The organism is Sediminibacterium sp. (genome assembly GCF_019264485.1).
Classification (GTDB): Bacteria; Bacteroidota; Bacteroidia; order Chitinophagales; family Chitinophagaceae; genus Sediminibacterium.
The window spans coordinates 143,819-158,481 of sequence record NZ_JAHVAA010000012.1 but is presented as its reverse complement, the minus strand read 5'-3'; the positions used below and the strand labels follow the sequence as shown (position 1 = coordinate 158,481).

At 41.5% G+C, this 14,663-nt stretch carries 14 protein-coding genes; 10 read left to right on the top strand and 4 right to left on the bottom strand.

Going from position 1 to position 14,663, the window contains the following annotated elements:
- Positions 1-113 precede the first annotated feature (113 nt).
- The 5 genes from infC (at position 114) to KXJ59_RS10300 (ending at position 3,751) form a co-directional block, all read left to right on the top strand.
- Positions 114-704 (top strand): translation initiation factor IF-3, encoded by a 591-nt coding sequence (infC, locus tag KXJ59_RS10320; RefSeq protein WP_295204211.1) that lies wholly within the window; start codon positions 114-116, stop codon positions 702-704.
- A gap of 291 nt (positions 705-995) precedes the next feature.
- Complete coding sequence (rpmI, locus tag KXJ59_RS10315) at positions 996-1,196, top strand: 50S ribosomal protein L35 (protein ID WP_133475824.1); 201 nt, start codon at positions 996-998, stop codon at positions 1,194-1,196.
- Between the two features lie 89 nt (positions 1,197-1,285).
- Complete coding sequence (gene rplT, locus KXJ59_RS10310; RefSeq protein WP_295204209.1) at positions 1,286-1,630, top strand: 50S ribosomal protein L20; 345 nt, start codon at positions 1,286-1,288, stop codon at positions 1,628-1,630.
- Between the two features lie 143 nt (positions 1,631-1,773).
- Positions 1,774-3,204, top strand: a complete 1,431-nt coding sequence (locus KXJ59_RS10305; protein ID WP_295204206.1) for an arginine decarboxylase — start codon at positions 1,774-1,776, stop codon at positions 3,202-3,204.
- A gap of 91 nt (positions 3,205-3,295) precedes the next feature.
- Entirely contained in the window at positions 3,296-3,751 is a 456-nt protein-coding gene (locus KXJ59_RS10300) for a nuclear transport factor 2 family protein (RefSeq protein ID WP_295204204.1), read from the top strand.
- Between the two features lie 173 nt (positions 3,752-3,924).
- Here the strand turns inward: KXJ59_RS10300 and KXJ59_RS10295 are convergent, their stop codons facing one another.
- The gene (locus tag KXJ59_RS10295) at positions 3,925-4,332 is read right to left on the bottom strand and encodes an NUDIX domain-containing protein (RefSeq protein ID WP_295204201.1); all 408 of its coding nucleotides are present in this window, start codon (positions 4,330-4,332) and stop codon (positions 3,925-3,927) included.
- A 67-nt stretch (positions 4,333-4,399) separates the two neighbouring features.
- Between KXJ59_RS10295 and pyrE the strand changes: the two genes are divergently transcribed.
- Entirely contained in the window at positions 4,400-5,029 is a 630-nt protein-coding gene (pyrE, locus tag KXJ59_RS10290; protein WP_295204196.1) for an orotate phosphoribosyltransferase, read from the top strand.
- A gap of 144 nt (positions 5,030-5,173) precedes the next feature.
- The gene (locus KXJ59_RS10285) at positions 5,174-5,572 is read left to right on the top strand and encodes a copper chaperone (protein ID WP_295204193.1); all 399 of its coding nucleotides are present in this window, start codon (positions 5,174-5,176) and stop codon (positions 5,570-5,572) included.
- 134 nt (positions 5,573-5,706) lie between these two features.
- Here the strand turns inward: KXJ59_RS10285 and KXJ59_RS10280 are convergent, their stop codons facing one another.
- Positions 5,707-6,159, bottom strand: a complete 453-nt coding sequence (locus KXJ59_RS10280; RefSeq protein ID WP_295204190.1) for an LEA type 2 family protein — start codon at positions 6,157-6,159, stop codon at positions 5,707-5,709.
- Between the two features lie 376 nt (positions 6,160-6,535).
- On the opposite strand from KXJ59_RS10280, the gene KXJ59_RS10275 reads away from it, so the two are divergent.
- The 3 genes from KXJ59_RS10275 (at position 6,536) to KXJ59_RS10265 (ending at position 12,159) form a co-directional block, all read left to right on the top strand.
- A complete protein-coding gene (locus tag KXJ59_RS10275) occupies positions 6,536-7,156 on the top strand; it encodes a WbqC family protein (protein WP_295204188.1) in 621 nt (206 codons plus the stop codon).
- A gap of 223 nt (positions 7,157-7,379) precedes the next feature.
- Complete coding sequence (locus KXJ59_RS10270) at positions 7,380-10,883, top strand: PKD domain-containing protein (protein WP_295204185.1); 3,504 nt, start codon at positions 7,380-7,382, stop codon at positions 10,881-10,883.
- 244 nt (positions 10,884-11,127) lie between these two features.
- A complete protein-coding gene (locus KXJ59_RS10265) occupies positions 11,128-12,159 on the top strand; it encodes a type IX secretion system membrane protein PorP/SprF (RefSeq protein ID WP_295204182.1) in 1,032 nt (343 codons plus the stop codon).
- A 21-nt stretch (positions 12,160-12,180) separates the two neighbouring features.
- Here the strand turns inward: KXJ59_RS10265 and KXJ59_RS10260 are convergent, their stop codons facing one another.
- Both KXJ59_RS10260 and KXJ59_RS10255 read right to left on the bottom strand, forming a co-directional pair.
- Positions 12,181-14,148, bottom strand: a complete 1,968-nt coding sequence (locus KXJ59_RS10260) for a M56 family metallopeptidase (protein WP_295204178.1) — start codon at positions 14,146-14,148, stop codon at positions 12,181-12,183.
- The gene (locus KXJ59_RS10255; protein ID WP_295204174.1) at positions 14,148-14,528 is read right to left on the bottom strand and encodes a BlaI/MecI/CopY family transcriptional regulator; all 381 of its coding nucleotides are present in this window, start codon (positions 14,526-14,528) and stop codon (positions 14,148-14,150) included. The genes KXJ59_RS10260 and KXJ59_RS10255 overlap by 1 nt, the downstream gene beginning before the upstream one ends.
- Positions 14,529-14,663 lie beyond the last annotated feature (135 nt).

Sequence of the window (14,663 nt, the reverse complement as noted above, 5' to 3'; positions counted from 1 at the left end):
CCATGAGCATATAAGTTTTAAACAGCAGCGTAGTTGATTTTAATAGTACAACACGTCAGAATACAGAAATAGCTATATCTTTAACACCTAAATTTTTAACTAAACAAGTTTTAATGGCATTACCACCAAGAGGGGGCGGCAGATTCAATCCCAGGTTTAACAGGCAACCGGAGCCTGAACATCGTATCAACGAAAGAATCCGGGTACCACAAGTGCGTTTGGTTGGCGACAATGTAACGGTTGGGGTATATTCTACCCAGGAAGCATTAAAGATCGCACAGGAGCAGGAACTGGATCTCGTGGAAATTTCTCCAACGGCTGACCCTCCGGTTTGTAAGGTGATCGATTATAAAAAGTTCCTTTACGAAAAGAAGAAGAAGGAAAAGGAAATGAAGGCCAATTCCAAGCAGAGTGAGATCAAAGAGATCCGCTTTACGCCTGGTACCGATGACCATGATTTCGATTTCAAAGCCAAACACGCAGAAAAATTCCTGAAAGACGGCAATAAAGTAAAAGCCTACGTACAGTTTAAAGGACGTGCCATCATGTTCCAGGACCGGGGCCAGCTTTTACTCCTCAAATTCGCTGAGCGACTGGCCGATGCCGGTTCACTCGAAAGCATGCCCAAATTAGAAGGCAAGCGTATGTTCGCCATTTTTACCCCGAAAACAGGGAAGAAGAAAGCGGCGAAAACAGAGGAGTAATATGTCCAAAGGATCCTGAGGGGAAATTAGATAATTTGGAGATTTGGAAATATTGAATGGTCGTTGCTGTGCAACGGCCATTTTTGTGTAAATAAGTCATAAGTTATTGGTAATTACATAGTTGCAACCCTTCGCTTCAAAAATGTGCCTATTATTTCCAAATTTTCAAATTGTCTAATTTCCAAATTATTTCCGTACTTTTGCAATCCAAATTTTTCCCGTAAGGCTCAACAAGTGTCCCGTCTGTTCGGGGCCGCCAGCAGGGTGTAATCTTTAACAGGATTATTTAATATGCCAAAGGTAAAAACAAACTCCAGCGCAAAGAAGCGCTTTAAGGTGACCGGTAGTGGAGAGATCACCTTCCAGAAAGCTTTTAAAAGGCACATCTTAACCAAGAAGTCAAAAAAACGTAAAAGAGCATTGAACAAGAAAGGTCTTGTAGGTGCCCCAAACAAAGATTTCGTTCTGCGCTTATTGCGTCTGAAAGGTTAATCAATGCCATTTCCCGGAAGGGAGTTCAAACCATTTAAAACACCATCCTGATTCCGATACTATCGGAAGATGGAACAAAAAAAGATACTATGCCACGTTCAGTAAATGCAGTAGCATCAAGAGCCCGCAGGAAACGTATCCTGAAGCAGGCCAAAGGATTCTACGGTAAACGTAAAAATGTATACACCGTAGCCAAAAATATTGTTGAAAAAGGTATGACTTACAGCTATGTTGGCCGTAAGTTGAAAAAGCGCGAATACCGCCAGCTTTGGATTGCCCGTATCAACGCCGCAGTAAGAGAAGAAGGATTAACCTATAGCCAGTTTATCAACAAACTGTCTGTAAAAGGTATCGACCTGAACCGTAAGGTACTGGCCGACCTGGCTATGAATGAGCCTGCCAGTTTCAAGGCACTGGTAAACTCTGTAAAATAATTAGTTGATCCCTGATCGAAAAATATAACCGGGAAGTAACCTCACTTCCCGGTTTTTTTATTCGCGGAACTGTACAAACTGTTATTTTTGTTGCTTATTGAAAGGTAATTTTCGTTCACACTAAACAACCACTAACCCGGCTAATGAACAATACCTACACCTCACTGGTGAACCAGACCTTCCACTTTCCTCAAGAAGGATTTGATGTAAATGATGATGGCTATCTGCAGTTCAATGAACTGGATTTGAAAAAAATCATCGAAAAGTATGGCACACCGTTGAAACTGACCTACCTCCCTAAAATTGGTATGCAGATCAACAAAGCCAAGAAAATGTTTGCCGATGCTTTTAAGAAACATAAGTATGAAGGCGAATATTTTTATTGCTATTGTACCAAGAGCTCACACTTTTCTTTTGTAGTAGAAGAAGCACTGAAGCACAATATTCACCTGGAAACTTCTTATGCATACGATATTGAAATCATCAATCGTTTGTACCAGCGCAGAAAAATCAATAAAGAAACTTATGTCATTTGTAATGGCTATAAGCAAAAGTCATATACTTCCAGGATCGCTAAACTGATCAATACAGGTTTTAAAAACGTCATTCCGATTCTTGATAACAAAGAAGAATTGATGGCCTATAAACGCAGTGTAAAACAACCCTTTCGCCTGGGTATCCGTGTAGCTGCAGAAGAAGAACCCAATTTTCCTTTCTATACATCACGCCTCGGAATACGTGCAAAAGATATCCTGGAGTTTTATGTAGATGAGATTGAAGGGTATGAAGACAAGTTTCAACTTAAAATGCTTCATATCTTTTTGAATAAAGGGATCAAGGATGATATCTATTACTGGTCTGAGCTGAATAAAATCATCAACCTCTACTGCCAGTTAAAGAAAATTTGTCCGGAGCTGGATTCTATTAATATAGGCGGCGGATTTCCAATCAAACACTCATTAGGGTTTGAATACGATTACCAGTTCATGATCAATGAAATTGTAAGCAATATCAAAAAAGCCTGCAAGAAAGCCAAAGTACCCATGCCAAATATTTATACCGAATTTGGCAGTTACACTGTAGGGGAGAGTATGGCACATATTTACAGCGTGATTGGTCAGAAAGTACAGAACGACCGCGAGTGCTGGTATATGATTGACTCTTCTTTTATTACCACTTTACCCGATACATGGGGCATTGGAGAAAAATTTCTTATGCTGCCCATCAATAAATGGGACAATGAATACCATCGTGTTGTGCTGGGTGGTATTACCTGCGACAGTCATGATTATTATGATTCAGAAGAACATATCAATGAAGTGTTCCTGCCCAAACTACAGAATACAGATGTGAAAGATGTGGAGGGGAATAAAGAACCGCTTTATGTTGGTTTTTTCCATACAGGTGCCTATCAGGACCAGATCAGCGGATATGGAGGTATTAAACACTGTCTGATTCCTTCTCCGAAACACATTATTGTGGAGTACGACAAAAATGGTAAACTGGAAGACTGGGTTTATGCCAAAGAACAGACGGCTCAAAGCATGTTGAAAATACTGGGTTATCTCAGGTAAAAAAATCCTCCCGTTACAAGCGGGAGGATTTTTTATGAAAGGCTTTTTATAGCAATCAATTCCTGTTACTTTTAGAGACAAATAACACCACATGAAAAAAGCGATTTTATTTTTCGTACTGCTCACTGCAGCTTATAACACAAAAGCACAAACAGCAAGCGATTCAGTAAAAGCAGTGATCAATCAATTATTTACGGCCATGCGTAATGCCGATTCTGCCACCATTGTAAATTCTTTTTCCGAGAAATATACTTTACAAACGCTGGTACGGGATAAAGACGGTCATATGCAGTCGAAGAACGAACTGGTTACAGACTTTGGCCGGAATATCGCCCGCTTACCCAAAAATGCAGCAGATGAAAGAATAGAATTTGCATCGATACAAATTGATGGTCCTCTGGCATCTGTATGGACACCCTATAAATTTTATTTCAACGGAAATTTCAGTCACTGCGGTGCCAACTCTTTTCAGTTATTAAGAGGAAAAGATGGCTGGAAAATTCTCTACCTCGTAGATACACGCAGGAAAGAGCCTTGTGAGAAATAGTGGTCGTGAATGGTCAATGGTGAATCGTGAATAATTTATCTGCATATTATGTTACCTCTGTGTAACTCCGTGCCGTACTCCGTGTAACTCTGTGGTTTTATGATCTCTTTTAACCACAGAGTTACACGGAGTTTAACACAGAGTTGCACAGTTTTTTATTCACGATTCACCATTCACGCCTTCCTCACTATCTCCACAATATTATCATAACTATTCTCCAGGTATTCATCCAGTTCTTTTTCACTCACCCATTTGATGATTTCAATATCTTCTTCCGTTTGTGGAATCAGTTTCTGATTGCCAGGTGCTTCCATCCGGTACCAGTGCGATTCTTTTATCACTTCTTCTTTTAACCATTGATCGAAGTACTGGTGATAGGTAATACCGATCAGATTACCCCGTATTACAGTTGTTAATCCGGTTTCCTCCATTACTTCCCTTATCGCACAATCTTCAATAGTTTCCCCATCATCGAGCTTACCCTTTGGCAGATCCCATTTACCCCTGCGAAATATCATCAGTAATTCATCTTTTTCATTATACACCAAACCGCCCGCGGCTATTATTGTTTTTCTATCCATAGTCAAAACTCATCTTAATTTTCAAATTTTCAAATTCTCAAATTAACAAATTGCCTTTCTTTGCAGCATGACCAACGAAAAAGCCGTTGCAGAAAAGTTACTACAGGTAGCTGCTGTAAAATTAAGCCCCGAACAACCCTTTACCTGGGCCAGTGGATGGAAGAGTCCAATTTATTGCGATAACCGCAAAGTATTGTCATTTCCCTATGTGCGCGATTTTATAAAAAGTGAACTCTGCAATGTAATATTTGAAAGCTTTCCCGATGCTGAATTACTGGCTGGTGTAGCTACTGCCGGTATTGCCTGGGGAGCCATGGCTGCCGATCAGTTGAAACTACCTTATGTATATGTTCGACCCAAACCAAAAGAACATGGAATGGGTAACCAGATAGAAGGTTTTTATACAGCCGGACAAAAAGTGTTGGTAATAGAAGACCTGATTTCAACCGGTAAAAGCAGTTTGCAGGTGGTAGATGTATTAAAAGCAGCGGGAGTGGAAGTGGTAGGTATGGTTTCCATCTTTACCTATGGGTTTCCGCAGGCAGATGAAGCATTTGCCAAAGCGGGAGTAAGCTATAAATCACTCACCAATTATACCAGTTTAATTAGTCTCGCCGTTGAAAAGGGCCAGGTTTCTGCCGAAACGGAACAATTATTGCTGCAATGGAGAAAGGATCCCGCGGGTTGGGGGAGGTAGTCAATAGTGAGTAGTGAGTAGTGAGTGGGGTAGCAGGCAATTATTAACGATTAGTAATGCAGCAAATTTTATCCTCTGTGAATCTTCCTTTCATGTTTCCGGACTTTCCGTCTTCCGGTCTTTCGGACTAATTAAATCATGACCATGAAAAAACTAGTATTCTTAAGCCTTTTACTGATTACATTATCTGCAAATGCACAGCAGCCTAAATCGGAGTGGGTAACCATTAAATCGCCGAATTTAAAGTGCTGGGAGTGCAAGGAAAGGGTAGACAAATACCTGGAAATGGAAAAGGGCAATACAGAAGCCGGTATCCTGCAATGGAAGATCAATCTCTTACAGGGAGAAATAAAAGTACAGTTCCTGCCTGATCGTGCCAGTGCAGATGGTATCCGTACGGCTTTAAACAATGCCGGTTTTGATGCCGATAACAGTAAAGCCACAGAAGACGCCTATAAAAAATTACCACCCGCATGTAAACGCTCAGAAGATGGTGGCGGCCCACAGCCCAGAAAGCCCTGCCATGTAAAGCCGTTTTATTAATGTAAAGGAGTCCGGAAGACCGAAAGTCGGAAAGTCCGGAAGATGGTTTCAAAGACTATAAATACGTAATAAACTTAATAATCTAATACAATTGTCGCCGGTCTTTCGGTCTTCCGGTCTTTCGGACTCTCTACTCATAACCCCATATCAATCTTATGCCGGGCTTCATAATTGAAGGAAACCGTCTTAAAGAAGCCTGCTTTACCCACCCGGGTAGTTCCTTTTACGTTTACCAATACTTCCTTGTTAAAGAGTATCGTAAGAACATTTTTGAAGATGCTCTGCATATCCACCTGTATGCGTGAGGGGAGTACAAACTCGGCTTTGCGCTGGATATGCATGAGGGTATCGAGTTTGTATTTACCGAGGTAATGGTTATCGATATAGATATCACAATCCACTTTTCTCAGGTCAACCCCAAAACTGTTGGGGTTATAATAAACCAGGTCCATACAAAGGGTTGATTTCTCAAAACCCAGTTTTTCGAGTTTTACATTTTTTACGGAACGGTAGTCAAAAGCCTGTGGTTTTTGGCAGGAGGCCAGTGTAATGATGATGAGCAGGGTAAAGAGGGAAAGGGGTCTCACAAATTCAATTTCCTGCAATATAGGGGATAAGGGAATTGATGCCGATCCGTTTAACCATAATTAGCAACTGTGAGGAGAATGTGGAGATAGCTGCGCAGATCTGCTTTTATCTTTAAAGCTTTAAATGGGAGGGAGGAATTTGGTTGAATCGTATATCGTAGCCAAAGGGAGGCTTATTTTATGTACTAAGATTATTAGTTTTTTGATAAAATTGACGATGATTTCTTAAACTAATTTTGTTAGTCTATTAATTAGTTTAATAAAGTGCTTTAAAACAATTAGTTATAAATGTCTATTTGATAATAAAATAAACTTTAAAATAGCGACTTAAGTATCATTTTACGATGAATGCCAAGGTTTATAAAATAATGTACAAATGAACAAATTTATAGTTGAATATCAGTATTTTGGAGCAATTAACTATATAAACACTTTGTTTCAATTTTCAAATATAGAATTTGAAGTATGCGAAAGCTTTCAAAAGATGAGTTTTCGCAACAGAATGGTGCTTGCCGGGAGTAACGGACTGGTGAATTTGTCGGTACCCCTGGAGAAAGGAAGGGATCAGAAGCAATTGCTGAAAGACGTAAGGATCAGTTATTCTCTGCCCTGGCAACAACAACATTGGCGTACCATCGAATCCTGTTATAACCGCTCCCCATTTTATGAATATTACCGCGACTGGCTGGAGGGCCTCTATCAGCGCCGCCCGGTTTTCCTGCTCGACCTGAACCGGGAGATTATGGAATGGCTGGTCAAGCAATTAAAACTTACAGCCCGGTTTGGGGAGACTGCTGTATTCGAACCGGTTTATTCGATTGACATTACCGATTACAGAAACCGTTGGTTGCCCCGTAATTTTCAGGAAAACCAGCCGATTATCAGGTACCGACAGGTATTTGAAGACAGGATCGGGTTTCAGCCCAACCTCAGTATTCTCGACCTGCTTTTCTGTGAAGGACCGGCAGCCAGGCTTTTATTGTCAGGCAACGTTTGAGGCTTATAAATAATCTTTTATACAATAGCTGCTAAGCCCTTAATTTTAAACCCCGTATCCTAAAGAGCCTCTAACTGATTTACTGAACCCGATAATGAAAAGATACTTCCCGTTAGTTTTAATATTTGTGCTCTTACATTTGACTGCTCAAGCTCAGTTTTCAAATAAGGGGACTGATTTCTGGATTTCATACCCCTTACATATTGATGGAACAGTATCCCTGATGGGCATATATATTACTTCTGATGTAGATGCCAAGGGAACTATTTCTGTAGGGGCACAAACAATCAATTTCAATGTAGCTGCCAATGGTGCTGTACAAAAATTTATAGGCGGGAGTAATTGTACAACCTGTGATGCCAACAGTACCAGTGTGTATATGGATCAATCAATTACAGATGGTACGAAAGTTGGAGCGGGCATACATGTTGTTTCAGATAAGCCAGTAGTAGTCTATGCGCATATCATTAACAGCGCTCGCTCAGGGGCATCATTAATTTTGCCATCGAATGTATGGGGTAAAAAATACCTGGTACCGAGTTATTCGAATGTGAGCACAAATCAGGGTAATCTGGCAGGATATGGAACGCTTACTATTATTGCTTCTGAAGCGAATACGGTAGTTAAAGTTACTCCCGCGGTACAAACTGCTGGTGGTAAACCTGCGGGCGTTCCTTTCAATATAACGCTGGCGAATCCGGGCGATGTGTACCAGTTGCTTTTTCAAAGGCATACCGATATTTCGGGCACTTTAGTTGAATCTCAATCATCTGGTGGAGGTTGTAAAAGTATTGGCGTTTTTTCCAGTACATCCTGGAGTTCGTTTGGCTGTGGAAATGCGACAAGTGGAGATAACTTATACCAGCAACTTTTTCCCATTACAGCCTGGGGTAAAAATTTTTTAACGGCACCGGCTAAAACCCGTACAAGTGATATTATCCGTGTTTTTGTAGCAGATCCTTCCACTATAGTAAAGAAAACAGAGAATGGGGTTACTACCACATTGTCAGGGCTGATACAAAATTCCTTTTATGAATACAGTACGGGTAACCCAACATTTATTGAGGCAGATAAATCGGTTTCTGTTGCACAATATTTTACTACACAAGCCTGTCAGCCTGGTGCATCCACTGGAGACCCGGAGATGGTTATATTGAATCCGGTAGAACAGACCATTAATAATATTACCGTTTTTTCTGCTCACAGAAACTGGATCCCGCGAAACCAGAGTCAGGTTACCAATTGTTTTTTGAATATCATCATACCATCCAATGCTGCCGGTAGTTTCAAAATCAATGGCACAAAACCAGCCACTGCATTTACAGCAATTACCGGAACGAACTATTCTTATCTGCAGGAAGATGTAACCAGCATCTCCCTCACCAATCCGGTGCAGAATTTAACTGCAGATTCCGGTTTTATTGCCATAGCCTATGGATTTGGAAACGTTGAATCATATGGCTATAATGCGGGAACCAATGTGAAAGATTTCAGTCGGCAGGCAGCCTTTTCAAATCCATATGGAAGAATTGATTCTGCTGTAACCTGTATCAACACACCTGTTAAATTTTCTTTGCCCTTAGGGTTTCAGCCCACTTCAGTGAGATGGGATTTTTCAGCTGCACCCAATATCAATCCTAATACTGTAATCGGACCACTAAATAATCCTGTAGCCGACAGTACCCCTGTTGTTGGAGGGCAAACACTGTACTATTTCAGTCCGGGCCAAAGTTTCAATTTCACCAATGCCAATTCAGTTAGTTTGCGCGATACCGTAAAATTATACACCACTTCTGCTTCACCCGATGGTTGTGGAAGTAATGAACAGGTATACTCCATCCCCGTAAAAGTAAATGCCAAACCAGTGGCCGATTTTACCTGGACACATACAGGCTGTGTAAATGAACCGGTTAGTTTTGTGGCGCCACTTAGCTCAGGAAAAAGATGGTTATGGGATTTGGGCAATGGATCGAACCTCGACATTACCACTGAATTATTAGGAGCAGTGTATGCACAACCGGGCGTTTTCAATGTAAAACTTCGCTCCATTTCCGATATCGGTTGCGTTTCCGATGAAGTAACTAAACCTATATCCATCACCAACAAACCTGTTGCTTCCTTTACTTATTCTGCCATCCGCTGTCTGAATAATGATATCAGTTTCACCGATGCCTCCACCACTCAATCCGGCACACTCACCAAATGGATTTGGAACCTCGATGATGGGGCAGGAGCTGTTACCGCCACTACCAATGCAGCCAGAGTAGTACAGTATGCAAGTACCGGCACAAAAAATGTTATGCTGCAGGTTGAAACCAGCACCGGATGTAAGAGTGATGTATTTACGCCTGCAACAGCACTCTTTGTAAATCCATTACCACAACCCGGATTTATATTACCTGAAGTTTGTTTGAATGATGCATCCGCTCAATTTACCGATACCAGCAAAATTGCCGACGGCTCAGAAGCACAGTTCAGTTATCTCTGGAACTTTAATGCCGGCGCACAGGCAGTTGTACCCGGACCCAATATCAGCACCAGCACATTGAAGAATCCACAGGTGAAGTATAACAAGTCTGATAACTATTCTGTGTCATTGCGTATTACATCCAAAGATGGTTGTGTGAATACAGCCACACAAACCTTTACCGTAAACGGTTCTGTACCCAAGGCCGATTTTGAAGTGCAGATGAACAATGTACTCTGCGATAAAGTACCCATTGTGATCCTGAATAAATCTACGGTAGATTTTGGTGCGGTTACCAAATCGGAAATTTACTGGGATCGTGTGAATAAACCCACACAGTTGCAGACAGATGATAACCCTGCTTTGAATAAAGCCTATCCGAATAAATATGTGGTGAACAATGCAGCCGGACAAAACTTTACCATCCGTTTAGTTTCTTATTCAGGCGGTAATACCTGTGTAAGTGAAGTAAGTAAAACCATAACGGTACATCCCAATCCCAAAGCAGCTTATACCATATCGGGTACGGAAGTATGTTATGATGAACCGGTTTCATTTACCGATCAGTCGGCAACGGCATCCATCGTAGCGCCTGCCAGTTGGGTATGGGACCTGGGTAAAGGCAATTCATCCGCTATTCAAAATCCGGTAAGGGCTTACCGCGATTCCGGACTTTTCAATACCAGTTTACATGTATTCAGCGCCGCAGGTTGTGGCAGCGATACGGCAGCCATCAGTTTTACAGTGTTTCCTTTACCCGTGCTGGTCATGGGTACCAAGAGCACCGCTGTATTGGAAGGTGGAGAAATACGCCTCAAACCATCATTTGTATATGGCAACCAGTTGAGTTACCTCTGGACACCCCCGAGTTACCTCAGCAGCGATACAGCTTTCTCACCTTTATCGAAACCGGTGAACGATATCCGGTACACATTCAACCTGATAGGCGAAGGTGGCTGTACCGTAAGTGATACCATTTTTGTAAAAGTGTTGAAATCACCCGAAATACCCAATGCATTCTCACCCAATGGAGATGGTATCAACGATACCTGGAACATTAAATACTTAGAGAGTTATCCCGGAGCAACGGTAGAAGTGTATAACCGGTACGGACAGATTATATACAGGTCATTGGGCTATAGTAAACCATGGGACGGCAGGGTGTCGGGATCACCGTTGCCAATTGGTACCTATTATTATATCATCAATCCGAAAAACAATAAACCACAGATAACGGGAGCCATAACTATAATTAGGTGATGGCAGATGGTAGATGGCAGATGTCAGATCGCAGATGTCAGATTTTTGGTTTTTGAATTTTGAATTTTGTTTTTATATCATAATCGACCGATTGGTGTAATGATTGCACCGTTTATCAGGTGAAGAGCTAATAGGAGGATGTTAAACTCATTTACAAAATGTGATCTGAATTCGACTAATTACTATATTGTCAACCAATCGGCAGGACGCTGATATTCGTAGGTATAACTGTTTATTGAATAAAATGAATCGTAGAAGGATATATTACCTGGGTTTTATGTTGATGATCCTGCCGGTACTGGTAGAGGCGCAGCAGCGTCCTTATTATACCCAGTATATCATGAACAATTATATTATCAATCCTGCCGTGGCGGGTATTGAGAATTACTGGGATGTAAAAGCATCACACCGTATGCAATGGGTAGGTATACAGGATGCACCGGTTACTACCTATATCACCATTCACGGGCCTTTAAAAAAGGATGATTTCGGATGGGAAACAGCTACCAGCATGCGAGCCAGAGGGGAGAACCCAAGAGGCGAAGCTTATTGGCGCAGTTACCAGGCCGCAGCACCCCACCATGGACTCGGTTTTACCATGCTCAATGATAAAACAGGCCCCTTGAACCGCTTTGCAGCCTTTGGTACTTATTCATATCACCTCGGACTCTCTGGAACCACAAGTCTGGCAGCAGGTATATCTGCCGGTATTACCAATATGAGTTTAGATGCATCAAAGCTCAATTTCGGAACCACGGTTGTAGATCCTGCAGTAGCCAGCAGTGGAATGATTAACCAGATCAGACCCGATATCAGTGCAGGTTTATGGTTGTATTCAAACAAATATTTCCTGGGTCTGGCGGCCCAACAGATAGTTCCGCAGAATGTGGCTTTCTCCAATAATACCGTATATGTAGAAAAAGGAAAACTGGTACCGCATTTGTTCTTAAGTGCCGGTTACAGGATGCAATTGTCAAGAGATGTAAGTCTCCTGCCATCTACCTTAATACGCTATGTATCTCCCTTGCCCATCGGTTTCGATATCAATGCCAAATTCATGTACCAGGATCTATTATGGCTGGGTGGTTCATATCGCTACCAGGATGGTTTTGCAGGAATGGTAGGCTTGAATGTAAGCCACAATATCAATATCGGTTATTCATACGATCTGCAGACATCCAGACTGAATACAGTTAGTAAGGGCACACATGAAATTCTGATTGGTTTTCAGTTGGGCAATCGTTTTGGCGACTGGTGCCCGAGGAATTTGTGGTAACTCAATGACTGAAGAGCAGGTTTAAATAATGGCTTTCTTTTTCCCTGTTTGCTTTTTCCTGCGTTCTTTAAATGCATCCCATTTTACTTTAAACAGGCTGTCATATTTCGCACGATCCTCCAGCGTAGAGATCAGTTGCATTTGTTTTACTAACCATTGCTCATATAAACTGTCAGCATCGGGCTCTATTTGACTCACGCTGATAAGCGGTATTTCAGTTTCATCTTCAGCGATGATAACTATTTTATCATCTTTATCAGCGCTTTGTTTTTCCGATACTTTTTTATCGACTTTTTGCTGTTTAACTTTTTCGGTCTGAACATCCTTACTCAATTTAATATCGAATTGTTCAATGATTTTTAGGATATCAACCACAGGTATCAGTTGTTTGATATTTTTATCGAGTTGCAATTTCTGTATTTCCTGTATGGCTCTTTCAATTTCTTTATTCACCATATCCTGTTCAGCTTTGAAAGAGATGGTGGGTTTAGAAATTTTACTGATGGCTTCTTTTGCTTCAGCAAAATCGAGTTCCATCTTTTTTAAAGAGAGGGCCATTTCTTCTTTAGCCTGTTTTCTTTCTACTGCAGGAATAGAAATAGTATCAAGTGAAGCCAATGCCGATTTCATTTCTGCTTTGGCTTTCTCCAGTTCGGCTAATTCTTTTTTCCAGCCCGATGTATTTTTGAAAAGATCGGTGGTAAGGGTGGTATAGGCCTCATTCAACACAACAGGCACATCCTGAATGGCTTCTTGTACTTCTTTACTCTGCAGGGAAGCCCGCATTTCATCGGTTGCTTTTTTCAGGTTATCCTCCATTTCTTCCTTTAATGTTTTCGACAGAAAGAAGGCAGGGTTAAAAAGCGGATTGGTAACTTTCACCGCCATCGGTTCAACAGTAACCGGTTGAATATCGATGGAAGCAGAAGCTGTGTTATTTTGTTTTGTTGTTAAAGCCTTTTCTTTTTGCTGTTGTTGATCAGGACTGAGCCAGGCAACAGAACTCAGTATACCTGTTACCAGAAAAAAAGCCAGCAATTGTTTGCGGTAATTAAACCCCTGTTCCTGCGTGCCAATCATTCTTTTAACCCTGGTGAGTAATTCGTTTTCATTCGATCCTTTTGCGGCCATGGCAAAAGCAGGAACGGTCTGTAACTGTGCTATACGCAACAATGCTGTTGCATAGGTTTCGGCACTGTATTGAAATTGCAGCACCCAGTCATCGCAACTGTTTTCTCTTTCCTTCCTGATTTGTTTCGAAAGTAATTGTGTAAAGGGGTTGAAGAAAAGACTGATCTCTGCAACCGACAATAATATATTAACGAGGTAATCGTATCGTTTGATATGTGCCATTTCGTGCAGTATCACTGCTTCCAGTTGTGCTACTGTAAGGTGATTGATGCTGGCCACCGGCACCAGAATCATTGGTTTGATAAAGCCAATGGTTAAGGGAGAGCCAATTTTCTCCGACAGGTATATCGATATTTCACGGGTAATACCCAGTTGCTGTGCCGTATTTTTTACAAATAAGCGCCAGTCTACCGGAATTTTCAGCAATCCCTGTTTACGGATAAGGGCAGTATAACGGTAACCCATCACCCAACGAACACATAATACCAGCATCAGTAGTAGATAAGCCACCGATAAATAGGGGAGTAATTGTTCTCCGCGTATCATCCATTCAATGATTACAGAACGCAAACCCTGACCCTGTGGTACCAGTGTGGCAATTGTTTTGCTGTCTAAACCGGTTGATTCAATTGAAAGAAAACGGCTATACTGGCTATAATAAAACTGAAGTGTAAAAACGAACCAGATAAAGCCGATGCTTTGCAGGCAAACAGCCAGGCTGTATTTGCGCGAAGAGGAAGGTTTCAGTACTGCAGAAATAGATACATAGGCCAGCCATAGAAAAGCCATTTGCCATAAACTGTTGGCAATGGAATAGCCCAGGGCCTGGAGAAAAGCAGACTGAAACAAGGACTGCATCAGGATTGTTTTTTCAGGTTGTCTAACATTTTTTGAATCTCATCCAGTTCTTCTTTATTGGGGGCCTGGTTACCCAGGGCCTGCATCACGAGCTGGCTCGATGAACCGCCGAATAAGGAGTTGATCATTTTACCTACAATTTGCTGTTGGGTACTTTCCCTGCTGATATTGGCGCGGTAGATATGTGTTTTATTGCTGTCGTCGCGTTTCACAATACCTTTCTCAAACATAATCTGCATGAGTTTGAGGGTAGTGGTATAACCTGCATCCTTATGTTCGCTCAATATTTCATGAACATCCCGAACGGTGGCCGTTCCTTTGTCCCATAAAACCCTCAGTATTTCAAGCTCACTTTCCGTTGGTTTGATATGTTTTGCCATGCTTTACGATTTAATTCGTAAGCAATTTACGAGAGAAATCGTAATGAGGAGGTAAAAAATTTGTTAAACGGCAGGGGGGTGGGAGTGAATGGTCAATCGTCAATAAGGAGATCTCGAGGTAATATTTACTGTTTT

Bases quoted from the DNA above. Each gene is read 5' to 3' on its own strand.
- infC (WP_295204211.1), top strand. From the start codon at position 114: ATGGCATTACCACCAAGAGGGGGCGGCAGATTCAATCCCAGGTTTAAC.
- rpmI (WP_133475824.1), top strand. From the start codon at position 996: ATGCCAAAGGTAAAAACAAACTCCAGCGCAAAGAAGCGCTTTAAGGTG.
- rplT (WP_295204209.1), top strand. From the start codon at position 1,286: ATGCCACGTTCAGTAAATGCAGTAGCATCAAGAGCCCGCAGGAAACGT.
- KXJ59_RS10305 (WP_295204206.1), top strand. From the start codon at position 1,774: ATGAACAATACCTACACCTCACTGGTGAACCAGACCTTCCACTTTCCT.
- KXJ59_RS10300 (WP_295204204.1), top strand. From the start codon at position 3,296: ATGAAAAAAGCGATTTTATTTTTCGTACTGCTCACTGCAGCTTATAAC.
- KXJ59_RS10295 (WP_295204201.1), bottom strand. From the start codon at position 4,332: ATGGATAGAAAAACAATAATAGCCGCGGGCGGTTTGGTGTATAATGAA.
- pyrE (WP_295204196.1), top strand. From the start codon at position 4,400: ATGACCAACGAAAAAGCCGTTGCAGAAAAGTTACTACAGGTAGCTGCT.
- KXJ59_RS10285 (WP_295204193.1), top strand. From the start codon at position 5,174: ATGAAAAAACTAGTATTCTTAAGCCTTTTACTGATTACATTATCTGCA.
- KXJ59_RS10275 (WP_295204188.1), top strand. From the start codon at position 6,536: ATGAACAAATTTATAGTTGAATATCAGTATTTTGGAGCAATTAACTAT.
- KXJ59_RS10270 (WP_295204185.1), top strand. From the start codon at position 7,380: ATGGGCATATATATTACTTCTGATGTAGATGCCAAGGGAACTATTTCT.
- KXJ59_RS10265 (WP_295204182.1), top strand. From the start codon at position 11,128: ATGAATCGTAGAAGGATATATTACCTGGGTTTTATGTTGATGATCCTG.
- KXJ59_RS10260 (WP_295204178.1), bottom strand. From the start codon at position 14,148: ATGCAGTCCTTGTTTCAGTCTGCTTTTCTCCAGGCCCTGGGCTATTCC.
- KXJ59_RS10255 (WP_295204174.1), bottom strand. From the start codon at position 14,528: ATGGCAAAACATATCAAACCAACGGAAAGTGAGCTTGAAATACTGAGG.